Origin of the sequence: Sporotomaculum syntrophicum, from assembly GCF_009932395.1 — a bacterium.
GTDB classification, from domain to species: Bacteria; Bacillota; Desulfotomaculia; order Desulfotomaculales; family Desulfallaceae; genus Sporotomaculum; species Sporotomaculum syntrophicum.
Genome location: NZ_LSRS01000002.1, coordinates 283,905 through 309,001 on the forward strand (window position 1 = coordinate 283,905; position 25,097 = coordinate 309,001).

Sequence of the window (25,097 nt, forward strand, 5' to 3'; positions counted from 1 at the left end):
TGTTTAGGTAATAATTACCTATAAGGACACATATACTGCCCTAGAGACAAATTTCCTATATCACTGAGCAGGGGTAAGCAAGAAGGTGAGGATGACGTGCGCAGGCTATTTGTTATTACATTAATTCTGGTCATGGTACTGGCGTTAGGGCTGCCCTGGCTGGCTCAGCATCTGATGGAGCCCCGGGTGCAGGATGAGGGTACCATTGTGCGGTTATTCAGGCATGAAACCGGCAGGGTGGAGTTAATCCCGCTGGAGGATTATGTCACCGGCGTGGTGGCTGCCGAAATGCCCGCCCTGTTCCCTGAAGAGGCATTAAAAGCCCAGGCGCTGGCGGCCAGGACTTACATTGTTAAGCGTATGATGGCCGGCGGGGTAGTGAACAATCATCATGAGGGCGCCGACGTCTGTGATGATCCTACTCATGCTCAGGGATATTTAACTACGGAAGCTATGAAAGAACGCTGGGGAAAAATAAAGTACTACCAGTATTATTATAAAATCCGAATGGCTGTGGATAGCACAGCGGGAGAGATTATTACCTACCAGGGGCAGCCAATTGATCCTGTGTTTCATGCAGCCTGCGGCGGGCATACCGAAAACGCTGAGGACGTATGGAAGTTTGCCGTGCCTTACCTGCGCAGTGTGGCCTGTCCCTATGAAAACAATCCCGAATCGGTTCGCCAGGTAGCTTTTGTACGGGACCAGGTAGCAAAAGCATTGAACGTGGATTTTGAGTCTGTTTCAGCTTCTACCAACCAAAAGGAATTAATCCAGGTGGTTGAAAGTACTGCTACCGGCAGGCCAAAAACCTTACTGGTTAATGACAGGCGCTTATCCGCCTCGGAAATACGCCAGAAACTTGGACTGCGCTCTACAAATTTTACCTGGCAGTTGAAAGATGACCAAATTATTTTTGAAACAGTTGGTTACGGGCATGGTGTAGGTATGTGCCAGTATGGGGCCTGTGGCCTGGCACAGCACGGTAATGATTATAAAAAAATAATTAATCACTTCTATACAGGCGTTCAGATTAATAATATCAGTGATTACAGCTAAGATTAAATTCAGATTAGTTTATAGACATGCATCAAAAACCAGAGATGGGTCACAATAAATTTATGAAACCTTGACTATTAGCCAGGAAGGGAGATATATTTATGTGGCCCTTTGAGAAAAGATTGCGCGACCAAAATGCATTGGAAAAACACAGCCGCTGGTTAAGACGCTGGTTTTTTATTCTACCGGTGGTACATCTAATATAATGCCAAACAGGCAAATTAGGGTGGTTCGGCCAGACTACATGGCTGAACCGTTTTTTTTACATTGCCAGCCAAAAATACACGCAATAAACAATATTACAAATATTGCCAAACTTATCTGGCAAGTGTCAACATCTACAGGAGCATTTCTACCTACCACCTGCATATAATGTATTAAATGCCCGGGGAGGTAAGGCTATGCAGGAATACATCCAAAAGCGGGTGCTGGAGCTTTGTACCTATATTTTAGAAACGCAAGCTACTGTGCGCCAGGCAGCTCAGGTTTTCGGAGTAAGTAAATCCACCGTACATAAAGATATGACAGAAAGACTACCTTCATTAAATAAAGACCTGGCTCAACAGGTGAAAAAAGTACTGGATTTTAATAAGTCAGAAAGACACCTGCGCGGTGGAGAAGCAACCCGTAAAAAATATCGAAAAGAGGAAAAACAAAATTAGCATAACTGGAGGAATTTGTCCCATTAAGTAGAAGTATTACAATTTACAATTATACTAATTTCACTGCAGAGTCTAAAATGCAGTGAAAATTATAAATAAGATATCGCTTAACAATCCGAAAGGGGACAAGTTTAGATGCTCCATATGGGTGCCGATATAGGTATTGACTTAGGCACAGCCAATGTAATTGTTAATGTGAAAGGCAAAGGTGTTGTGCTAAAAGAACCATCGGTGGTTGCTATAGATAAATCCTCAGGCCAGGTTATTGCGGTGGGGAGCAAAGCCAGGCGCATGCTGGGCCGAACTCCGGGTAACATAGTGGCCATTCGCCCGTTGCGCGACGGCGTGATTGCAGATTATGATGTCACAGAAAAAATGCTGCGTTATTTTATTGGCAGGGCTAATGGCAATAAAATATTATTTAAACCCCGTGTCATGGTATGCATACCCTCCGGCGTCACCGGGGTGGAAGAGCGGGCAGTAAAACAGGCCGCAATCCAGGCGGGTGCCAGGCAGGCGTTTGTAATTGAGGAGCCGTTGGCCGCAGCACTGGGTGCCGGTTTGGATATAGCGCAGCCGGGCGGTACGATGGTGGTGGACATTGGTGGCGGCACCACCGATATAGCCGTGCTCTCCCTGGGCGGCGTTGTAACAAGCCGGTCTTTAAGATTGGGCGGTGACAAATTCGATGAAGCCATTGTTAAATATATCCGCAGGGAATTCAATTTGGCCATCGGTGAGCGAACCGGTGAGGATATTAAAGTTGAAATAGCTAACGCCTGCCCTGATGCTGCTCCGGTGCTTAACATGCAGGTAAGAGGGCGGGATTTGCTTAACGGGCTGCCCAGAGAAATAACCGTTACTAGTCATCAAATACATAGTGCGATAAATGAAAACTTGTCACAGGTAGTGAATACTGTGAAGGAAGTTCTGGAGGAAACTCCTCCGGAGTTAGCTTCAGATATCATGGATAAAGGTATCGTGCTAACCGGTGGCGGGGCGCTGCTGCAGAACATCGATATGCTTATAACTCGTGAAACCGGGCTGAATGTAATTATTGCTGAAGACCCGTTATCATGCGTAGCCTTGGGGACGGGACGTGCCCTGACCATGCTGGACGTGCTGAACTCAAAACCAAATAACCGTTTAATATCAAGCACACTAAAGCATAGTATGAATGCAGTTTAAAAAACTTTGTAAAAAAACATCAGGCAACAAAACAGGTTTATTTTAATTCGGCAAAATAACCTGTTTTTTTATTTGTTCAATTAGGAACAAAATTTTCTTGGGTAAGTCTATATAATCTAGGCATTAAATATATACCCAATTATTACTTAAGCTTACTAAATATTCATCATATAAACTAAAAGGAAATTATATGGTTTTTGTCGAAGATGGTGTAAGCTAAGTAATCAATTGCAAAACAACCAGTACATTGTACTCCTGATATGATCTAGAGATATTGTTTATTTAAGGAGGATAAAATGCGTATATCCAAGCGTTGGTTGCTAACCTTAGCGCTTTTAGTGATAGCTATGGGTGTGTGGGGCTGGCAGGAGTCACAAAGCCGGGAACCAAATATGAGCGAAAATGACCGTTCTGAAACAACTTACAATAAGGAAGCAAGTACCCTGGATACAAATCTGGTGATGTTTGCCCTGGAACCTGACCGGACTCTAACCGCTTCAGAGGAAGTTGAATTGAGTGAACAGGTTGACTGGTTAGGGCGCCTGGATGGCAAAACTCTGCTGGTGCGGGCGAGGGAGGAGCAAAAACAAGAGCTGGTGAATCTGCCGTATATTAAAAATGTTTCTGCTTACCTGCCTGAACAGAAGGCACCTTCCGGGCTCGTCGGCACTACCGGTACTTCAACATCAGATAACACCCCGGTAGAGCTAACGGTTACCCTTGCTAAACCCGGTGATAAGACTGCTGTTATAGACCTCGTCAAAAGCCTGGACGGGCGCGTGCTGGAAGGTGCCGGTGACAATGGTGTTTACCTGCGGGTAGAACTACCCGCTGGTGCAGTTAATGAGCTGGCCGCATCCTCCGGTGTACTGTACATAGAGAAGTATAACGTGCCTGAGCTGTTAAATGACCGGGCCAGGGATATTGTGGGGGCCAGGCCGCTGGCCATTCCCCAGTTTATCGCTGCAGCGGGGCTTACCGGTGAAGGCCAAACCATTGGCCTGGCCGACAGTGGTCTGGATGCCGGCTCGGTGAGCAACCTTCATCCTGATCTGGAAAGCTCAGCCGGCAAAAAACCCCGGGTGATTATGCTTAAATCATGGGCCGGGGTGGATACTCCCGCCGACGAAAGCGGTCATGGCACCCATATGGCCGGCACTCTGGTGGGGAGCGGTAAGGCATCTGCTGGCAAGTATTCCGGTGTGGCGCCCGGAGCCAGCCTTTACTTTCAGGGCATCGTGGACAAGGAGCAAAACCCGGCTCCACCCCTGGACCTCAAAGAGCTTTTTGAACCGGCCTATAAGGCTGATGTGCGCATCCATGTAAATGGCTGGGGTAAAAAGCAGAATGCCTATGTTAGCAGTACGGCTCAAATTGACCAATTTGTGCGCAGTAACCCGGATTTTTTAGTGATTTTCGGAGCGGGCAACTCGGGTGCTCAGGAGGGCACTATCACTGCCGAAGCCAATAGCAAAAATGCTCTGGTGGTGGGTGCAGCCATAAGCCCCCGGCCCGCCTTTGAAAAAGATATTTGTGATAGCGATGAAATAGCCGCCTTTTCCAGCCGTGGCCCTACTGGTGATGGTCGCATTAAACCGGAACTGGTTGCCCCCGGTACATCAATTATTTCTACCGCATCCCGGCTGGCGGAGGGTAACCTTGCCGGTAGACCAGACTATAACATAATGCAGGGCACCAGCATGGCCACGGCGGTGACCGGCGGTTCTGCAGCATTATTGCGCCAATATCTGGTTGAAAACACTAGGCATGCCGACCCATCCGCAGCCCTGATGAAGGCCGCCTTGATTAACGGGGCAACCGGCCTTGAGCAGGAACCGGAGGCAGCCGGATTTGGTTTGCTGGATATCGGTGCTACCACCATGGCCATAGAAAACGAACTCTTTGATTTAGTGGACGATAATGCAGGGGTAGCCGGCGGTGACAGCATAACCTATGAAAAGAAAATTACCCATTCCGGCGCTCCACTTAAGGCTACTTTGGCCTGGACAGATCCGGCGGCTGCTCCGGGCGCCAGGTCGGTGCTGGTTAACGATCTGGATTTAGAGGTTATTGGACCGGATGGTCAAAAATATTACGGCAACGATTTCAACAATAAGGGCCTACGAGATACTCATAACAATGTGGAACAGGTAAACATACCCTCTCCTGAACCGGGAACTTATAAAATTGTGGTGCGCGGCAGTTCACTGCAGCAGGACGCTTCACCGTCAAAGGGAATAAACCAGGACTACGCGCTAGTGTACGGGCAGCAAATGGCCAGGGAAACCATAACCGGTGAAAAACTAATAACATTACCCGAAAATACCATTGCGGCTGTTGACGACCGAATTTTGGCAGCAAGTAAAAAACTGCCGGCCGGTGCCGAACTTTACATGATTGGCCCTCCTGACCGACCCGAACGGGTTTACGCAGTTGGCCGTACCTGGCAGGCCAGTGGTGTTAAGGCATTATCTAAAGATGGCCGTACTATACTGGTGCGCATTAACGAAGAATACCGGGAAGGGGGGTATGCCATTGATACCCGGGCAAAGAATGTTCCGGGCAAGGCCATTCCATCAGGTGTCAGCGTTCATGCCGGGCTTAACCCTCGCACGCAGACGCTCTGGCAAGCCAATATTGTCGGCCGTGAAATTGCGGGCGTTATAAATGGAGTTGACCAGAAAAACCGCAGGGTGAAACTGCTGGATAACGAGGAAGTTTTTTCTATTGCAGACGAAGCGGTAATATCTTTTTCAGATATTGTGGTGGATGGGGATACCGCCGATCTGCCATTTGGTGCCTCCACCACTGCTGAACTAGAGAAAGTACTTTCGGGTATGCCGGTGCAAATTACCCTTGGTGCCGATGGTAAGGTATATAATTTAGCGGTAAAACGGCACCTGGCTGTTGGCCGGGTAGTGTCTGTGGAGCCGGGTGCGAAAACCATAACTATTTCACCAGGCAGAAGCTATCATATAAGGCCGGGTATTAATATAGACAGAGATCGGGTAAGCATTGAACTAAGTGATATTAGTGAAGGGGAACTGGCAATATTAGATCTGGTTCCCAACACCAACGAAGTATTAAACCTTACCGTCTATTCTGATGTTTTCTACGGCCGGGTTGTTTATGCCGAGCGGGATACCCTTTATCTAATGGACAATGCTAAGGGGTTCATAAATTTACAATTTAAACCGGGAAGTCAAGTGTTTCGCTGGGGAATGGCATCCGGAACTAGAATTTTAAGTCCGGGACAGTGGGTGCGGGTGATTACCAATCCTCTTTCCAAGGAAGTTTGGCGGGTGGATATTGCCGATGCATCGGACAAGGTTAGCTCAGCATTAAAAGAAGTAACAGGCAAAAGCATAACCTTAACCAACGGGCAAGTTTATCAGCTAAGCAACGTTTCAGTGCTCACCAAAAATAATTTGCCGGTGCGGCCTCGTGACCTCGTACCTGGTGAACCGGTTAAGGTAACTGCATTATACGGCCCGGCGGGTGAACAAATTGTAGCTGCCTTAGAGGCTCAAACACGCAAAGGTGTCAAAACGCCGGAAATTAAAATTATATCTACTATACCTTATGAGGATTTTTCACTAATTAGTGGTCACACTGCATCTTCCCGGCTTTACGTTGTATACCAGGCGGGAATTATTCGAGAGGTTGAGATTACCGGTTCCGGCGATTTTTACTATCCGGTTAAAGCCGGGGAGGCTGAAAACATCAGTCTGGTCGCTGTGGATGATAATAGTGGTGGTGTGACCGGTGTGCAATTGAGCCTGCCCCGCCTGCAAAAAGCCTTTACGGATATTGATAACCACTGGGCTGAAGTAGATATTCGCCAGCTGGTCTCCCGGGGGATGTTAAAAGGTTATCCGGACGGCACCTTTAAACCGGACCGGGCGGTAAACAGGGTGGAATTAACAGTGCTGGTCACCAAACTGATCGGGGCCGGCAGTTCTGAGAACGTTCTGCCATTCAAAGATGCACCTACCATCCCGCGCTGGGCGCAAAGTTCTGTAGCACTGGCCTTTAGCAGGAATCTTGCGTTTGGTTTTGAAGATAACACCTTTCGCCCTTATGATAGTATCACCAGGGAGGAGGCTGCCACTCTTTTGGTGAGGATCTATGACAGCATAAACGGGGTACCAGCTGGTCCGGCCGCACCGCAACCTTATAATGATCAGGAGAGTATTGCAGCCTGGGCAATGGCAGATGTGTACACTGCCCGCGTCCTGGGATTGATGACCGGTAAACCAGGCAATCTTTTTAGCCCCAAAGATGATATTACCCGGGCCGAAACGGCAGCGGCCCTTAATCATCTGCTAAATAAAATTATCCGGGGAGACAAAAAAGGGCAGTAACTTACTGCCCTTCAAATTGGATCTTAATTTACCGTTAATTATTTCTTAATTCTCCAGCCACAAAATAATGGTTGCAGTATTGCTTTCTTGCTCCCAGGTCTTTAATTGCGCTAATATACCGGCCATCTTTACCTCAAGCTGGTTTCTTTCCTCTAATGTTTGGGCTGCCGTCATTTGGGCTTCCAGTGATCGGTACTGTTCCACCTTTTCATTATACCGGCTATTTAAATCATCTTTTTGCGTATCCGCAGTAACTACCTGACCCAGTGTTTTAAGCTCGTCCTGCAGCTTCCCGGACCCTTCATGGTTAACTATCGCCTTTAAAGTCACCTGGCCACCGTCGGTCGTATTTTCCGATCCGAGCACTTCGTACTGAGCGCCGGAGTTATTGATGAAAGACAAAGCCTGGTTATGAGCATTGGCTAAATGTTCAACCTTAACCCTAATTAGAGTGCGTGCAATAACGTGATCCTGAGCTGTATTTAACAGGGCGTACTGTTCAGGGGACTCATTGGCGGCTAAGAATGTCCCGCCCTTTTGTTGAACAGTGTTACCAGGCTGTTTGTTGCTATCGCCGGAAACGTCACCACCGGCAGGTTCTTGCTCAACTTCAACTGCATTTGGGCTACTGGAGCCCACAGTTGCTTGATTGCCCCCTTGTCTAACAGGGGTTGATTGGTTACCTGCTGCTTCGTTATCAGGTTCTCCATTCGATTCAGCCGGCAAAATACCTGGTTTAGCAATACCGTTATTAGGAAGGGTTTTGCTCCCTTGTTCTTTAGAGCTAACCTGCGCTGTAGAGCCGTCGTCGTTATTGGCCACATGCCCGGCAATATTACCACCCATTTGCAAATACGCACCGATAGAACCCACCGTCATTAGTAAAAAAGTGGCCGCAACTGCCAAACTGCGCTTCCAGCTATATAAGAGCCTGCGCCAACCGGTTCTTTGTTGGCAGGTAAGTTGAGCCATTACTTCGTTTGCGAACCCGGGCGGTGCTGTTATATCCCCCAGTTCCTCTTTTAAAATGGCGCTGAGTTCACGCCAAAACTCCACTTCATTTTGGCAAACGGTGCAAGCTTTTAAATGTTCTGCGACTGAAGTGCTTTCATCATCTGCGAGTTCCCCGTCCAACCACTGGGGTATCTTTTCTTTTACTTCGCTGCAGTTCACTTGTTTCCACCCCCTTTATGCTGTTTCCCCTGGTAAGGTGAATTCCTCCCCTGCCAGACAGCCAGTTGTGTAATCTTCTCTTTTAATGACTGGCGTCCCCGGTTGATTCGGGACTTCACCGTCCCCAGGGAGCAATCCAGCATAGTTGCTATTTCATCGTAGGAATAACCCTGCATTTCCCTTAAAACCAGTACCGTTCGATGTTCTGGTGATAACTCCTGCAAAGCGTTACGCACCATATTGCGAAATTCCTTGTTTTCATAAGCGATCTCAGGATCTTCAACATCCGAAGCCACCAGGCGGGGCATTTCGCCCTCGGCTGTCTGTACCGGGTTGTCAAGGTAGACATCGGGTTTCCTTTTGCGCCTTTCATTAATGGAAAGGTTAACCGCGATACGGTGCAGCCAGGTACCGAAATCAGCTTCGTTGCGAAATCCGGGCAATGCTCGATACGCTTTTATAAAAACATTCTGCGCTAAATCCTGGGCATCGGCATAATTACCTGAAAGCTGGTAACAAAGCATATAAATTTTATCCTGATATAGGATGACCAGCTGCTCAAATGCCTTTGTGTCTCCCTTTTGTGATTTCTCAACCAGAAGCTTTACTTTATCCAAAGGCTTTACATTATCCAAAGGGATTGTTCCCCCTCAAATTTCTAACCCCGGACACTTTTTAGACACGCGTATATATTGAAAAGTTCCGGTGCCAGGTTTGTATTTGCTAAAAACAATGCAGCTAAATAGTTAATCTAATTAATAATTTACTTGAAAATTAATATAATTACAAAGGATACTAATGTCTATATGACCGATTATTTCAATTATTGAATAATACGCCGGGTTTATCAATTTTCCATATGTATTATACCGCTGCCTTTACTGCCAGGAACAGCGTTTTAGAAAAAAAATACCCTGCCTTGGAACTTTTGCTGATAACGAGGTGTCTAAAAACAGAATGCTAAACTAAGAGTTACAAAAAGCCCCATCTAAATGAAAAATAACTAACCAGTGGAACTTTTGCCTGTAAAGGCGTGTCTAATATCATAAGTTCGTATTTAAAGGAGAGTCGGTGGCCAAGCCACTTCTCTATAAAACCAGTTAGTTATTTAACTGCAAATGAATAAGGAGGGATGCAACACCAGGATATAAAGGCACCATCTTTTCCAGGCCGGTAGGCCAAAAATATTTTAAGGAGGGAATTAGATTTGCGTAAAGTACGTAACAAAAAGTTTTGCCTGGTAATGGCAGTGGTATTTGCCTTAACAATGGTATTTCCGTTTGCCGCATTTGCTTCCGATACTAGAACATTGAATATACCAACGGTTAATGATGATCAGGAAGCTCAATTAGGTACAGTATTTTTTGAATTTACGGCCGGTCAGCTTTCCAATGGTGATAGTGTAACAATGACCCTGCCTAGTGACTTCCAATTCTTGCAGGCCGGAAAAAGTAAAGACAATGTAATGAAAAATAGTGATTGGGATTCAGTGGGTAATGGTGTTTACGGCGAAATAGACGGCAACTATTTTAAGATTCCAGATACTTATCAAGGTGACACAAACGGTTTAAAGGGTGCATCCATTGATGTTGATATGCTGGATGAAAACGAAATTCAGGTAACCATTAATGGTGCGGATAGTGACCTTATTGACAATTGGGATTCGTACATGTACCTGTATCTTGGCAATGTATATATTGAAGACGGATTTGAAGGCGACATTGACTTAAGATTAAAAGCTCCCAGCACCAGTGGTTTTGAATCCGGTGACGTTACTGTAGGTCGCTGCACCGGTGGCGAAGTTGAAATAGAAGTAACCGATGCTCCTACTTTCAGCGATAGCGACACAGTAACTATCCGTATTGAAGAAGATGTGCCCGGCGCTCTGGAAAGTGAAAAAGAAAGCTTACAGTTTGTTCTGCCCAACGGATTTGAATGGGGCGTTGTGGAAAATGTGAAGGTATTCTGGGGCGAAGTACCTGGCTATAACACTAAAGATGAATTGGCAAATGCTCTGGAAAATGCATTTGATGCCGATGAAGATGAATTGAATTTAAACCTCAATGGTTTCAAAGAAAGCAAAAAAGCCATTGCTTTTGAAGTCGAGGTTGAGATTGTAGTGGAAGATGAAACCGATGCTGAGATTGGTGATATTACCGCTAAAATCTACGGTGAAAGCGATTTCACGCCAAACGAAGTGTTTGTTGGTAGATATGGACAGTTTGATTCCACCATTACTGCCGGTGAACCCACTACAATAGTAGCCGGCATGCTGGAACAGGTAATTGCCGACATCACTATTGAAGAATCCATCAAAGAGAGCTTAATGGACGGTCGTACCTTAACACTCACCCTGCCCTCCAACTATAAGTGGGGCAAAATTGACACGGACAGGGACAGTGGCTTAGGATTAGTCTTTGAAGGTTTCCCCGGTAAAGACGGTCAAACCGCTAAGTGGAAAATTGACGGCAAATCAAGCGATGCAGCCGAATTAGTGCTCGAAGAAATGGAAGTTGTTGTCGAGCCCGGTACCACCGGTGATCTGGTCATCGAAGTGGGCGGTACCTGTGGTCTTTCCGGTGAACTGACAGTTGCTAAAACAGTTGAAGCTGTAACCATAACCTCTGCCGGCGATGCAGCGATACTGGCCATCGGTAAAGCAGGTCAGGCCATTGGTGATTTAACTATTACCGAAAATACAGCCGGTGCTCTAAGTGAAGCTAAATTGTTGGTGCAACTGCCCGAAGGTTTCAAGTGGGTTAATTACAAGGATGTAGAAGTAACTGAAGGCGACATGAAAATTAAAACAGATAATATCACCACTGGTAATGACGACAGAGATATAGTAATTACTATTGATAAAGACAGTAATGTTGCCAGCACCCTTACCTTGAAAAACCTGGCAGTAACCGTTGACCGGACTGCCCCGGAAGGCGATGTTTTAGTAAAAGTTAAAGGCGACGCTGTTAACGAAGTAAATAATTGGAATGAAATTGATGATGTGTTTGATACTAATGGTCAAAACGGTTACGTTGAAATTAGCGGTTATCAAGCATTCGAGCTTGACGGCGGTAAAATCTTCCCCGAAACCGGTACCGCAGCCAAGACTGTTGCAGCTATCGTAGGAACTCCTGCTCCTTCCGACCAGACACTGACCACCACCATCGCTCTTGGTGACAATGGCAGCTACATTTCTGACGGCCGGATTATGGTTCAACTGCGTGATGCCGCTACTGCTCTGGGCGTAGCGCCGCAGAATATTTTCTGGGATAACAAAGCCAAGGCCGCTACCTTCATTAAAGGTGACCGGGTTGTACAATTGACTGTTGGTGACCCGCAGGTCAAACTGAATGGCACTAACCTGCCCACCGACAAAGGTGCAGAAATTAAAGACGGCCGGACCTTCGTATCCTTATCCGCAGCTGGTATTGCTTTGAACGCAGTAGCTCAGTGGGATAACGAAACCAAGACCGCTACCCTGACAGTTAAGTAAATAATCAGTTAAACAAGCCTGGGTTCTCGGACCCAGGCTTTCTCTTTCTATACATATTTATGAGCCGCCTGATATTGTTGACAATACAGTCAACTTTAGCTATAATTTAGCTGTTAAATAGTTAACTAAATTAAATAATGGTAAAGGGTGGTGGAGAGTGAGAAAACTGACCGTAATGTTCTTAGCGATGATCATGGTGTTTTTGGGCACAGCCTCAGCTGCTCTGGCGAAAGAACCTGCAACTCCTCAGTTGACTATAGAAGATGTTATGAGAATGGCTGTGGAAAATAGTACAGCCTTAAAAAGTGGTAACTTGGCTAAAGACCAAGCCTGGGAAGCCAGAAAAGATGCAGCAGATGATGTCAGTTTAAGACCCAGTGGCGGTGGTGGTCCCGTAAATGAAAAAGCGGAATCTTCGTTTACCAAATTAATGCAAACAAGCAATAGATACTTAACTCAAAGCAAATTATTGCAGCAAGAAGAAAAAAACGTTAAACTTGATGCCTACCAAAAATATATAAGCGTGCTGATATCCCAGGAAAAAATTAAAAACGCGGAAATTACGCTGGCTAAAGATCAATTGGCCGAACGCCTGGCAAAAATATGCGCGCAAGTAGGTACTATATCAAACCCGGAAATGGTTGCGGCTCAATCAACGGTGCAAGCATCTGCCGCTGCTTTGCAGGAGGCCATTGAGAATTTGGACAAAGCTTATGTTGAGCTTAATGCAGTAATTGGCTTATGGCCTGAAGACAGGCCAATCCTTCAAGACGAAATAGCCTTTGAGACATTTAAAGTGGATAATATAAATGCTGAGGCCAGCCGGGCTGAAACAAGCAGTGAAGCTTTATGGAGTCTTCAGCAGTTAGTTAACCTGCAAAAAATGGATTTAAGTTACTTTCGGTATGGCCCTGGTTCAGGAGCGCTAAGTTCCTACGATATAGAAAAAATTGACGTTGATATAGCTGAACTGAATGTTGAGGAAGCACGTAAGGAAGTTCGAAACGGTGTCTTTACATTATATAAAGATATCCAGGCTGCCGAAGAGCAATACAACAAAGTAAATGCCGCGATCAAGCTGATGGAAGAGACGTTAAGGGTCGCTAAAGTTAAATATGATGTTGGTATGGCCACTGCAATGGATATCAAAACAAGTGAAGCTGAACTGGCTTCATATGAGACTAATTTAGCGCTGCTAAAATATCAACATGCGATACTGGTAGCGAATTTTAAAAACCTCACTGGCAAGGAATTAGTTTAGTAATAGCTTATGTTTTATGTTTACTAAGACGAGGTTTCGTATTGTTGCTGCACAAATCCAATTGCTGTCCCCTAAGAAGAATTAAAGCGCTATTTTATAATAGCGCTTATCATTTGTCGGAAGCTTAAAACGTCAGTCAAATTATGCTGCTTTTGTGTAAAAAAATACGGATTCTCAAATGGCTATTGAAATAATATTACGGAGGTTAATATGCGAAGTTACATAATAAATATTTGTGCCGGTATACTCAGCTGTTTTTTAATTGCCTCTCCTGTTATTGCCGCACCGGCAAATACACAGGTGGACACGGTGGCATTAAAACTTAACGAAAGCCAGGCCAGGGTTGATGGGGTGCCGTATGAGTTAGAAACTGCACCACGGCTTAATGAAGGAATAACCCTGGTACCCCTGCGCTTCATTGCCGAAATCTTTGGTGCTGAGGTCGGCTGGAATAAAGAAGACAATCAAATAGCTATTCAACAAAACGATAAAAACATCATTTTGCAGCCGGGTAGTAACCAGGCTATGATTAACGGTGAGCCTCAAACTATATCCGGAGCAGCAACTGTAGTTAATGAAACAACGCTGGTCCCATTGCGTTTTTTGGTGGAGAGTTTAAACTATCAAGTGAGTTTTATACCCGAAACCAAAGAGATAAATATTAAACAATTAACACCTGCAAATATACCGCCCATAGCCGACTTCGTTATCAATAAGGAAACTGTGGCTCAGGGTGAAACGGTGGTATACGAAGACCAAAGCAGCGATCCGGATGGCGACCAAATCGTAACCGAAATTTGGACCGGTAATGAGCGGGCTTTCTTTGCCCCGGGTGAATATGAAGTAACATTAAAGGTTAAAGACAGCCTGGGGGCCTGGAGTGAGCCTTGTACCAAAAAGATAACCGTAACGGAAGAAGTTAAAATGGACCGTCTTACCTACAACCTGCAAAATCCTGTACCGGGGGAACCACTGGGCAACCTTAACATACCTGTGCTGCAGTTAAAACAATTTGACCCGCCGGTAAGCATGGACAGGGAACAAGTGCTTGTCAGCAATAGTCCGGAGGAAATCAAAGAAGACGGTATCCTCTACAGCGATACCCTTCGTGGGAAAAATCGACTGTATTTTCACCACATCAATGGTTCAAACGAGAAGAAGAGACTATTTCTTTTAGCTATAAATCAGGAAGACAAACCCGTAAAACTGGTGATTAAAAGGTGGGGTGTGGCCGGCCCGAGTGATGCTATGTCTGCGGGCAAAACAGCTGCTTACCGTTTTCTGGATTTTGATCGAAGTCAAGCTCGCACTTTAGTGTTGCAGCCAGGTGAACAAGCTATTATTAATGAAGGGATAGTTAATACTCTTGAGCCGGGACAGGTTATAAATGCAATGTTTGATGTGGAGGCAGATGGCGACCTGCTTTACTCCGTAGTAGCAGTTGGCAACCAGGAGCAGCTGTTTGAATACGACAATTTAACGATTCTACCCCGTGATGATAACCATATCCGGGGCACTTTCCCATTGGCCAACCGCTCTGTATCGGTACAGCTAAAAGGTGATGAGCCGGCAAGGCTTATCGTTGCCGACGGTAAAGAAGACAAATTTTTATACGGCAAGGATAACAATACCAGCACCATGGGACGGTACAGCTTGTTCAGTAGTGACACCGGTAATTACGGGGTGGTATACCGGGTTAGAATCGGTACCCAGCAGCGAGTTGGGGTAATATTCTCACCCCGGGGTGGCGTATTTGCTGGAGCCGGTTCCTGGGACGGTGAGGCTTTTAACTTGCCTAATAAGGGTATATTAAAGCCACAGACGGAATATGCCATGATTGGCGTTGTCGAGCCGGGTAAAGAAAAAGTGCTGGAGTTTATTCCGCCGGCCGGGTCCTTTTTACCGATTAATTTAATATTTATGCCATTTTAGGCTGCACTATATGATTAGATACAATCGGTTAAATATCACTGGAAGTAGAAGGAGGCCAACTATGCGCAGGTGCTTAATCCACTTAGTGTTTATAACCTTATTTCTTATAGCTGCTGCCCCTGGGGCGGCGGAAAACGAGGCAGAAACCGTCATCATGAAAATAAATGATCCGGTTGTGCAGGTGGACGGGATGCCCTATGAAATGCAAGTGGCTCCCAGTGTTAGTGACAGCACCACCATGGTTCCGCTGCGTTTTATTTTAGAAGTATATGGTGCTGAGGTTGGCTGGGATGCCGAGGCCAGGGAAATTTCCGTGCGGCATAATGATGTTGAGATCCGCCTTGAGCCAGGTGTAGCTGAGGCCATAGTAAATGGCGAAGTGCTGGCTATTACCGGGGCGCCGGTTATTGAAAATAATATTACGCTGGTACCCTTGCGTTTCCTGGCGGAAAAATTAAACTATCAGGTTGATTACCTGCCGGACACCAAAGAGATAATTATCAAACAGCTGCCCCCGCCAAACCGTCCGCCTGTGGCTGAGTTTGAATTTGAAAAAGATGTAGTACCCCAGGGTGAAACGATTTATTTCAACGATAAAAGTTATGATCCCGATGGGGATATTATTGTTGAAAGTAAATGGACAGGCCGGGAGAGAGCTTATTTTGCTTCGGGAGAATACCAGGTTACCCTGGAGGTAATGGATAGCCAGGGTAATTGGAGTGAGCCTTTTACCAAAACGCTTACAGTAACTGACGAGGTAAAGATGGACCGGCTTACTTATAACTTGCATTATCCTATCCCCGGCGAACCCCTGGGCAATATAACTAATTTCAATGTATTGGATTTGGATCAAGTTAATCCTGACGTAAGTATAGACAATCTGAAGGTAATGATTAGCAACAGCCCTGAAACAGTGCTGGAAGACGGTATTTTATTTAGCGATTTTTTTAGCGGCGAAACACGCTTGTACTATCATCATATAAACGGTTCGGGAGAAAATAAAAAAATAATCCCATTGCTCATTAACCAGAGCGATGCACCGGTATCTCTGCTTATTAAACGAGCAGGCATAGCCGGACCGGGTGAGGTGATGGCAGTGGGTAGATCGGCTGCTTACCGGTACCTGGATTTTAATGAGGCTGGCGCTAAGTATATCGAGCTGCAGCCGGGGCAAATATATAAACTTAATGAAGAAATCAATAGTCTGGTTCAGCCTGGTGCTACAGTTGACGGCATATTTGATGTCGACGCATTGGGGGAATTGCTGTTTCAAGTGATTGTCACAGGGGAACATTCTACTATGGAGGATTACAGACACCTTACTATTCTTAATAAGGACGATGTGCATATCCGGGGTACTTTCCCTGCTGCTAACCGATCTTTGTCAATCCAGCTGGATGGCACGGAGCCGGTCCGTTTAGTTGTGGCAGACGGTAATTATGATGAATTTTTAACCGGGCATGATAACCAATCCAATTTGCCGGGCAATGACTCTCAGCAGAGTAAAAACTTGGGCAACTGCGGTGTTACTTATAAAATTACCATACAGGCTCGGGAGCGAATGGGGGTCATATTTTCACCGCGTGGCGGCGTGTTTTCCGGGGCCGGTAAGTGGGAGAGTGACGGTGGAAAAGCATTTTACCTGCCCAACAAGGGAATTATGCAGCCCCAGACAGAGTTTGCCCTAATCGGCGTTATTGAACCCGGTCAGGAAAAAGTACTGGAATTTATACCGCCGGCCGGCTCTTTTTTGCCTGTAAACCTGATCTTTCTACCCTTTTGACTTTAATTATTGTTTCGACACTTCCCAGTTCTCTTAAGAGTACTTGGAAGTGTTTTTTTATTTCGCTCCCATGACTGCCAATTGACACCTCCGGGTAAAGAAATTATACTTAATCTTATAAATAATTAAATATGAAAACAATTACCGAAATACTCAGGCAAAGGAGGGATAATTTTAATGACTACCGAAAAAAGTAAAATTATTGCCCGTTACTATGACCGCCTGGATGAGCTGGGTCAAATATTTTTGCGCAGGCTGCACCAGGAAATAGAAGGTACTCTGCCTAATGCAATAACGGGCAATCAGTTTATGATGATGAAAATAATCAGCGTGCGGGGCCGGGCAACGGTATCCAGTGTGGCAGACGACTTAAGGGTGTCCCTGAGCGCCGTGACTGCCCAGGTTGACCGGCTATGCAAAATGGGGATGGTGGTGCGCAGCCGTTCGGAGGAAGACCGTCGCGTTGTCTGGTTGACGTTAACAAATGCCGGGCAAGATGTGGTTGATATATGTGACGCTGCCAGGCAAAGAGTCATGCAGCGCTACCTTGGACACCTGGATGAGCAGGATCTGTTACATATGATCAATATAAATGAAAAGATACTTGCACTGATGCAACAAGAGGAAAGGGAGGGCAAGACTAATAAACTAGAGTAAGTAGTTATATTCAACTAAATAATTAACTGACTGTTGTTAGGGGAGGTAGTTGCCATTAAACGTAAGGCATTATTTATGATAGCAGGTTGGCTGGTTATTATGTTTTGCCTGACCGGCTGCAATAAGGAACAGGCCGAAACTAAAGATGAGGAAGTTGTAATCCCAGTCCAAACCGCGGTGGTGAGCAAGGGAACCCTTAGTGATATTACCGTGGTCACAGGTAAATTGGAAGCCCTGGCCACCTCGGATGTTGTACCCAGCGGGCAGGGTGGTAAGGTTGCAGCGGTTAATGTGCAGGTGGGCAGCCAGGTTAGTAAAGGCCAAACACTGATTACTCTGGAGAATACCTCCGAGGCTACACTGAAGGCGGCAATCCACCAGGCCGAGCAAGGCGTGACCCAGGCTCAGTCGAACCTGGAAATAGCTCGCATCAATTTCGAACAGGCCTCTGCCAACTACGAGCGGGGCAAACAGCTCTATGAATCGGGAGCCATTCCCCAGGCAGGACAGGCAGGGTTTGAAACAGCTTATGAAATACCCTACAAGCAAGCCAAGGTAAATTTCGAGCAGGTAGCGCCTGCAGCGCTGGCCAGCGCCCAGGCAGCCGTAGCGATGGCAAAGGAGAACTATAACCAGCAGTATAACAACTCGTTTATTAAATCGCCCATCAGCGGCGTAGTAACCGCCATTAATGTTAATCCGGGCGAACTAGCAAGTGCTGCTGCTCAAAAACCCGTAGTAACCGTGGTTAACCTGGCTAAAGTAGAGGTGAACACCACCGTAACAGAGAGCCAGATCAATAAAATTAAACAGGGTCAACAGGTTCCGGTAAACGTCAGCGCGGTTTCCAGCCAACCGTTTACCGGGGTAATCACGAACATTGCCCTGGCAGCGGATCCCACCAGCAAAGCTTATCCCATTAAGGTGCAGATAGATAATGCCCGGCACTTGTTAAAGCCCGGCATGTTTGCCGAAGTACAAATTGAACAAACATTACCGGAAACTATACTAGTGCCCAGGGAAGCGGCGGTTAAAAGAGACAGTGCGGATATTGTCTGGGTGGTTAGCCAGGACCGGGTAAAATCCAGAGAGGTTACACTAGGTGCCAGTGACGGCAAACAAATTCAAATTCTCAAGGGGCTTAAGGTGGGAGACCAGGTGGTTACATCAGGCCAAAACATGCTCGATGAAAATACTAGAGTGTCAGTAAAGAGCCAGGTGAAGTAAGCTTATGAAAATTACCGACGTTTCAATTAAGCGGCCGATGTTGATTTTTGTTTGTGTAACCATAGTTCTCTTGCTGGGGGCAGTATCTTTTTCCAAGCTAAGCATTGATTTATTCCCTGAAATGGAATTGCCGGTGGCACTGGTCATGACCAATTACCAGGGGGTAGGTCCGGAGGAAATTGAAGAGCAGATTACCAAGCCAATTGAATCTGTACTCAGCTCGGTAAGCGATTTGGATACTATTACATCGACAAGTATGACGGGCAGCTCCACAGTCATGTTGATGTTGGACTGGGGAGCAAATATGGATGCCGCTTCACTGGAAATCCGGGAGAACATTGACCTGATTCGCGATATCCTGCCGGAGGAAGCGTCTGCACCGGTGGTTTTTAAAGCGGACCTGTCCATGATGCCCATAATATATTTAGCGGTAAACAGTTCAGACCCCATGCAGCTCAAGCAGACAGTAGACGAAATCATTCAGCCCCGGCTGGAGCGGGTGAGCGGGGTAGCCAGCGCTTATTATATAGGCGGCTGGGAACGGGAAATCCAGGTTCAGGTGGATCCCGTTAAGCTGAATGGCTATGGCCTGAGCATAAATACCCTGACCGCCGTCCTGGGCGGCGATAACAGGAATGTTTCCGCCGGCAGCGTGCAGGAGGGCCGCAGCGATTTACTGCTGCGGGTAACCGGTGAATTTCAAAACCTGGACCAGATCCGCAGGGTAGTGGTGGGCAGCTTCGGGGGAAGCCCGGTGTACTTGAGTGATGTTGCCCGGGTGGTGGACGGGCAGAAGGAAACTACGCAAATTGGCCGGGTTAACGGTGAGCCGGGCATGTTGCTGATGATCAACAAGCAAAGTGGCGGGAATACGGTAGCCGCTGCCGAAGATGTCAGGGCGGAACTGGAAAAGCTGGAGCGGGAACTTCCTTCGGTCGATTTTCGAATTATCATGGACCAGTCGGAGTACATTAATACGTCCATTAAAAATTTAACCAACCACGCAGTTATCGGCGGTATTCTGGCCGTACTGATGGTCTTGATTTTCCTGCGCAATTTCCGCAGCACCCTGATTATATCAACGTCGATACCGCTTTCCATTATCGGCGCCTTCGTGCTGCTCTATTTTGATAACATGACCATCAACGTCATTACCCTGGGCGGTTTGGCTCTGGGGGTAGGCTTAATAGTAGATGATTCTATTGTGGTCTTGGAAAATATTGTCCGGCACAACGAAGCCGGGCTGGATCCCCTCACCGCATCCCGGCAGGCCACGGATGAGGTGGGGTCGGCAGTTATCGCCTCGTCACTGACGGTGGTGGCGGTGTTTGTACCCTTTATTTTCGCTTCAGGTATGGCCGCTCAGCTTTTTACGCCGATGGCACTGACCATTAGCTTCTGCATCCTGGCTTCGCTGCTGGTGGCGATAACCGTAGTGCCGCTGTTGGCTTCCCGCTGGTTAAAAGCCCGCGCAGCTCAGGAAGAACAGGCAACCGGTAGTGAGGTAAAAACGCGGGGTGTGTCGCGGTTGTACAGTGTCTCCGAAAGATGGTTTAAAACACTGGACGAGAATTACCGCCGGCTTTTGCAGGCTGCCCTGAGGCGTAGAAAGCTGACGATTATAGTAGTTGTGATCACGTTTGTGATAACCCTGTGCGCTGTACCCCTGGTGGGGATGGAGTTCATGCCCAGTGAGGATCAGGGGTTTGTGACTATTGACGTGCAAATGCCGAAAGGCACCTCGCTGAATGAAACCGACCGGGTAATTACCGATATTGAACGGATGATCGAAGACAACCCGGCCATTGATAGTATTACCTGCCTTATCGGCAGCGGGGGATCAATGATTGAGGGCAGCAGCTCGGACAGAGGCCAATTGATAATCCAGCTGGTGGATAAGGCCAAGAGAAATGTAACCTCGGATGACCTGGCCACCCGGTTGGATGAGCAGCTAAAAGACATTCCCGGTGTGGATCTGAACGTTTCAGCCATGGAGCAGGGCATGGGGACCGGTACTGCGCCGATAGAAATTAAAATTAGCGGTGATGATCTGGATGTTCTGGCCCGGCTTGGTGAACAGGTGGCCGCTGTGGTAGAGCAAGTACCCGGTACCCGCGAGGTAGCCAGCAGCATGGAAGAGGGACGTCCTGAGCTGCACATCATTGTAAACCGGGACCGGGCAGCCATGTACGGTTTAAGTTTGGCCGAGGTGTCATCCGCCGTGCGCACGGCTATTGACGGTACTGTGGCCACCCGCTACCGGGTGGGCGGTGATGAGGTGGACATCCGGGTGCAGCTGCAGGAAACCGGCACAAAGTTTTCCCAAAGCGAATTGTCCGGCCTGAATATCACTACACCGGCCGGCACCTTGCTCCCCTTGAGCCAGGTGGCGGAACTAACGCAGGAACAGGGCCCCAATAGTATTTCCCGTGAGGACCAGGCTCGCATTGTGACGGTTACATCTCAGCTTGCCGGGCGTGATCTGGGCAGCGTTACCGAGGATATTCAGCGAGGCGTGGCCAAAATAGACATGCCCTCCGGTTACCTGGTGGAATACGGCGGTGAGCAGGAGCAGATGGCTGATACCTTTGGCACGCTGTTGCTGGTGCTGGTGCTGGCCATCATTATGGTCTATCTGGTCATGGTGGCCCAGTTTGAATCCTTAATGTATCCTTTTGTAATTATGTTTTCGGTACCGGTAACCCTGACCGGAGTTGTGTTTTCGCTGTTAATCACCCGCCGGACCTTCAGTGTTGTAGCCTTTATCGGTGTGATTATGCTGGTGGGTATAGTGGTGAAAAACGCTATAGTGCTGGTGGACTATGTCAATATTCTCAGGCGGCGCGGTCTGGAGAGGAATGATGCCATTTTAAAGGCCGGACCCACCCGGCTGCGGCCGATTCTCATGACGGCGCTGTGTACTTCCATAGCTATGCTGCCTATGGCCCTGGGGATTGGTGAGGGGTCTGAATCACAGGCACCACTGGCCACGGTAGTGGTGGGTGGGCTGCTTTTCTCCACGCTGATTACCCTGGTGCTGGTGCCGGTGGGATATACCTTAATGGATGACTTTAGCAGCAAAGTTAGGGCTAAGCTATGGAGAGGAAAAAAGGACATTAGTAAATCAGCATAGTTGAGCGGGAGAGAATTCCGGTTTGTGTCACAGGATGCGCAAAAACGCGTCCTGTGTTGTTCTAAACAAACATTTCCTGGTAGTGCAGGTATATATACAGTAAATAAGCTGATTAACCTGGCAGGCTCGTGTTAAGTGCGGCTATCGAAGTTCTTGTCCGGTCGGACGATGTCAAATTAGCAGAAAATTTATTGATAATTTAAAGTAATTCATGTATGATTATTCTATGCATAGATTAATTAACCAATAAAAGCGTTTATTTCTATTCTTATTTGTATTTTTGGCTCACTAAAAGCAACAGGCGGATTACCGCCAGGGACTTATCGGCGGAGACAATTTGCTCATACATATTAATGAAGGTAAAGGTATATTTAAAATCAATTAATTAATGTAATAATTTAACGGTTTATAAATAAATATAACTTGGATAAATACATTTCTGAAAAACTAGAGCAGTATATAATCAATTGCGGAACTTTTAATGGCTAAAGCGTGTCTAATAAGATGATTTGGATTAACATGGTATGTAAGGTAAATTTGCTAAGTATATTAATAATTCTATGGAAGGAGTGATGCATGAAATTGCATTATATATATGAAGTAAGGGAGGGATGCCTGGTAGTAATTTAGTTGAACAACAATATGGTCCGAGTTACCAAGTACCAACGAGAAGGAGGGAAACTTAAGTGTCACAAAGAAATAACAAATTTATGCTGATTATGTCTATTGTTGCACTGTGCTGCTTTATGTTTGCCGGTGCGGCAATGGCAGCCGACAATAATCTTGAGGTTAAGGCCACTGCTGATTGTTTTGGCCCTAACTACGCTTTAGCCAGTGGAAAAGCGACTTATGTTTTCGAAGCCACAGGGTTGAATCTAAACGCTAGTTGCTTTGGTTACGCCGATAACGTAACTATTGCGATCGATTTTGACTCTACTAATAAAGAGGGCGATTTCGATTTAAGCGCAACAACAGGGTTGACCGTGCCGGTTAAAGTATACACTAATGACGGAAACTGGTACTTTGCTCAGCCTACAGCTCAAATAGCTGGTAATGTGGTAACTTTAAGCATTCCTGCTATGCAGGAACTGGTCAATTCCGAAGCAAAAGTAAATACAATTGTGGTTGGTGATAAACTGCAGAACATTATTGCCACCGCACCATGCCAGGAAGAAACCTACTGTTTTAAAATGACGGTGAGCGGTTGCTGTAATGATGCCTTAACGAAAATGTTCCCTGTTTATTACTGGCCGGCCGGTGTTGTTGATGTTCAATATGCAGCCATTGAAGACGCCTGTAGCTGCCTTTACGTAACAGGCAAAGTTGTAAACTGCAATGGTGATGGCATGAGCAATGTCAACGTCGGCGTGCAGGTAAAAGCAAAAGACGATTGCAACTGGGAAACTATCAGTAATTTATGTTCTGGTAACGTCAAAACCAACGCTAAAGGAGAATTTGGTTGTGGTATACCAACAGATCAATGCGCTGGTGAATATGAATTCAGAATCGTTGCCGAAAGAAACGATGTAATATCGGGTATTGCTTGGAATAAATCGAATGATAAATGCAAATTCGTGTCGGAGCCGTATGGATTTAAACTTATCGGCAATGCACCTGTAACTGTTGCCTGGAAAGAATGCCCCACAAATCTCAAGTTCAACAAATGCAATGAACTGACTATTCAACTGTTGGATGATTGCGCATGTAAAAACCTGGCCACCAACGAGATTGCTCGGGTTATTAAATTAGACGCTTTCTACACAAATGGTGGTATCCCGGAAGTTGCCGGCCACTTTTATGCAACTGCCCAAGATTGCGCTGCTGACCAAAACCAAATCGGAAGTATCGTTATTCCTGCCGGGCAAAATCAAGTTACAGTATACCTTAAGCCCATTATGTCCGATGTCGCTATACCCGAAGCCGTAAGACAGGGAGGAACTGTAGACATCCCCATTAAGCTGGTAGCCAGTTCCGCAAACCTGACAAGTGCTGTATGTGATACTAACATTTCTTTAAACAACAATCTTAACCTGGAAGTTAAACCTCTGGCTACCAACGTTAACGACAAAAAAGCCCGGGCCGCCTGGCCTCTGGAAGCTGCAGTGTGGCTTGATACCCTAAGCATACCAGGCATGGGCGCAGCCGATAACTACAGTGTATGTGTTAAGGCTTATCAAGTTGGTGAACAAGGTGGAGAACTTAAAGACTTTGTGGTCAGCACAGAGTTAATCGCTGCTTATTCACCTGATGCAGATTGCATACCTTGTGATTTCGACAAATGCACCGGTTGCCAGGATTTATGCCGTTGCTTTAATGCAACCTATTGCACAGTTAAACAACACTTCTATATTTACGTTCCTGAAAGCTGGGCCGGTAAAACAGTACAGTTTGAGGCTTCCTTCATGAACGAACAGCAAGTGGTTATTACTTCAAACGTAGTAGAAATTGCTTTCGTCACTCCTGTTGAATTGATGCGTGAACTGGACTTCGATAGATGGCAGCTCATTTCTACGCCTAAGTATCTGGCCAAGAAGTGCGTGGAAGCTAACGGTAATCCTGAAGCTTACGGCACTTTTAAAGACCTGCTGGACGCTAACGGAGTCAAATATTCCAAGATCATCACCTGGGATGAGACAGCCGGGGAAGAGATCAACAACTGGCGTGTAGTAGACCCAACCGAAGTTGTTGAACCGCTGAAGGCTTATTTTGTCAAGACCAGTCAGCGAGGCGAATTTGGCACCGCTGATTATGTGGCTGAGTATGTATTTGCTCGCGTAACTCATCCGTCACTGATGATGCCACAAGTGCGTAACCTTAACGCCGGTTGGAATCTGGTTGGTGTAAGCGTGAATGACACCAATAAAGAGGACGGAAGACCCTTATACAGACAGTCCGATGATATTTATTTAGCTTTGGGTTCCATGTATAAAGGCTCCAAGCTGGTTTGGAACCCCGGCCAATACCTGGGCAACCTGGCCGAATGGATCAGCTACTCCTGGGTCACCCCCAATGGTGAAGAAACCGACGAGTACGCAGAGCTATTCAATGGTGACGGTTACTGGGCATACCTGACCGAATGGCAGCAACTGGCCGCCAATATCGGGCAGGATCTCATCTACAACGGAAAATAATAATAAACTCATGCAAATCGATTAGTTATTCAAT

The 25,097-nt window shown here is 46.5% G+C and carries 14 protein-coding genes; 12 read left to right on the forward strand and 2 right to left on the reverse strand.

The features are described from left to right. Nucleotides 1-96: 96 nt before the first annotated feature. The 4 genes from spoIID (at nt 97) to SPSYN_RS03825 (ending at nt 7,273) form a co-directional block, all read left to right on the forward strand. Nucleotides 97-1,059, forward strand: a complete 963-nt coding sequence (gene spoIID / locus SPSYN_RS03810) for a stage II sporulation protein D (protein WP_161821174.1) — start codon at nt 97-99, stop codon at nt 1,057-1,059. 401 nt (nt 1,060-1,460) lie between these two features. Beyond that, nucleotides 1,461-1,721 carry a sporulation transcriptional regulator SpoIIID gene (gene spoIIID / locus SPSYN_RS03815; RefSeq protein WP_161821175.1) on the forward strand — a complete coding sequence of 87 codons (261 nt, stop codon included), beginning with the start codon at nt 1,461-1,463 and terminating at the stop codon, nt 1,719-1,721. 135 nt (nt 1,722-1,856) lie between these two features. Then, nucleotides 1,857-2,909, forward strand: a complete 1,053-nt coding sequence (mreB, locus tag SPSYN_RS03820) for a rod shape-determining protein MreB (protein ID WP_161821176.1) — start codon at nt 1,857-1,859, stop codon at nt 2,907-2,909. A 296-nt stretch (nt 2,910-3,205) separates the two neighbouring features. Continuing rightward, nucleotides 3,206-7,273 (forward strand): S8 family serine peptidase, encoded by a 4,068-nt coding sequence (locus tag SPSYN_RS03825; protein ID WP_161821177.1) that lies wholly within the window; start codon nt 3,206-3,208, stop codon nt 7,271-7,273. Between the two features lie 45 nt (nt 7,274-7,318). On the opposite strand, the gene SPSYN_RS03830 is transcribed toward SPSYN_RS03825, so the two are convergent. Next, the gene (locus tag SPSYN_RS03830; protein ID WP_161821178.1) at nt 7,319-8,446 is read right to left on the reverse strand and encodes an anti-sigma factor family protein; all 1,128 of its coding nucleotides are present in this window, start codon (nt 8,444-8,446) and stop codon (nt 7,319-7,321) included. Continuing rightward, the gene (locus SPSYN_RS03835) at nt 8,443-9,081 is read right to left on the reverse strand and encodes a sigma-70 family RNA polymerase sigma factor (protein WP_243152896.1); all 639 of its coding nucleotides are present in this window, start codon (nt 9,079-9,081) and stop codon (nt 8,443-8,445) included. The genes SPSYN_RS03830 and SPSYN_RS03835 overlap by 4 nt, the downstream gene beginning before the upstream one ends. A 572-nt stretch (nt 9,082-9,653) precedes the next feature. Between SPSYN_RS03835 and SPSYN_RS03840 the strand changes: the two genes are divergently transcribed. The 8 genes from SPSYN_RS03840 (at nt 9,654) to SPSYN_RS03875 (ending at nt 25,063) form a co-directional block, all read left to right on the forward strand. Next, complete coding sequence (locus tag SPSYN_RS03840) at nt 9,654-11,939, forward strand: copper amine oxidase N-terminal domain-containing protein (protein WP_161821179.1); 2,286 nt, start codon at nt 9,654-9,656, stop codon at nt 11,937-11,939. Nucleotides 11,940-12,096: 157 nt separating this feature from the next. Beyond that, complete coding sequence (locus tag SPSYN_RS03845; RefSeq protein WP_161821180.1) at nt 12,097-13,200, forward strand: TolC family protein; 1,104 nt, start codon at nt 12,097-12,099, stop codon at nt 13,198-13,200. Between the two features lie 210 nt (nt 13,201-13,410). Further along, nucleotides 13,411-15,132: a stalk domain-containing protein gene (locus SPSYN_RS03850; protein WP_161821181.1), complete on the forward strand. Its 1,722-nt coding sequence runs from the start codon at nt 13,411-13,413 to the stop codon at nt 15,130-15,132. Between the two features lie 61 nt (nt 15,133-15,193). After that, on the forward strand, nt 15,194-16,915 hold the full coding sequence (locus tag SPSYN_RS03855) for a stalk domain-containing protein (protein WP_161821182.1): 1,722 nt from the start codon (nt 15,194-15,196) through the stop codon (nt 16,913-16,915). Between the two features lie 177 nt (nt 16,916-17,092). After that, nucleotides 17,093-17,572: a MarR family winged helix-turn-helix transcriptional regulator gene (locus SPSYN_RS03860; RefSeq protein WP_161821183.1), complete on the forward strand. Its 480-nt coding sequence runs from the start codon at nt 17,093-17,095 to the stop codon at nt 17,570-17,572. A gap of 75 nt (nt 17,573-17,647) precedes the next feature. After that, nucleotides 17,648-18,799, forward strand: coding sequence for an efflux RND transporter periplasmic adaptor subunit (locus SPSYN_RS03865; RefSeq protein WP_161821184.1), 1,152 nt, complete (start codon nt 17,648-17,650; stop codon nt 18,797-18,799). Nucleotides 18,800-18,803: 4 nt separating this feature from the next. After that, nucleotides 18,804-21,932 carry an efflux RND transporter permease subunit gene (locus tag SPSYN_RS03870; protein WP_161821185.1) on the forward strand — a complete coding sequence of 1,043 codons (3,129 nt, stop codon included), beginning with the start codon at nt 18,804-18,806 and terminating at the stop codon, nt 21,930-21,932. A gap of 686 nt (nt 21,933-22,618) precedes the next feature. Beyond that, nucleotides 22,619-25,063: a hypothetical protein gene (locus SPSYN_RS03875; RefSeq protein ID WP_161821186.1), complete on the forward strand. Its 2,445-nt coding sequence runs from the start codon at nt 22,619-22,621 to the stop codon at nt 25,061-25,063. The last annotated feature ends 34 nt before the right edge of the window (nt 25,064-25,097 follow it).

What these genes read in the sequence shown, in the direction of transcription:
- SPSYN_RS03825 (WP_161821177.1), top strand. Translation starts at nt 3,206, where the DNA reads ATGCGTATATCCAAGCGTTGGTTGCTAACCTTAGCGCTTTTAGTGATA.
- SPSYN_RS03855 (WP_161821182.1), top strand. Translation starts at nt 15,194, where the DNA reads ATGCGCAGGTGCTTAATCCACTTAGTGTTTATAACCTTATTTCTTATA.
- SPSYN_RS03850 (WP_161821181.1), top strand. Translation starts at nt 13,411, where the DNA reads ATGCGAAGTTACATAATAAATATTTGTGCCGGTATACTCAGCTGTTTT.
- SPSYN_RS03870 (WP_161821185.1), top strand. Translation starts at nt 18,804, where the DNA reads ATGAAAATTACCGACGTTTCAATTAAGCGGCCGATGTTGATTTTTGTT.
- SPSYN_RS03865 (WP_161821184.1), top strand. Translation starts at nt 17,648, where the DNA reads ATGATAGCAGGTTGGCTGGTTATTATGTTTTGCCTGACCGGCTGCAAT.
- spoIIID (WP_161821175.1), top strand. Translation starts at nt 1,461, where the DNA reads ATGCAGGAATACATCCAAAAGCGGGTGCTGGAGCTTTGTACCTATATT.
- mreB (WP_161821176.1), top strand. Translation starts at nt 1,857, where the DNA reads ATGCTCCATATGGGTGCCGATATAGGTATTGACTTAGGCACAGCCAAT.
- SPSYN_RS03860 (WP_161821183.1), top strand. Translation starts at nt 17,093, where the DNA reads ATGACTACCGAAAAAAGTAAAATTATTGCCCGTTACTATGACCGCCTG.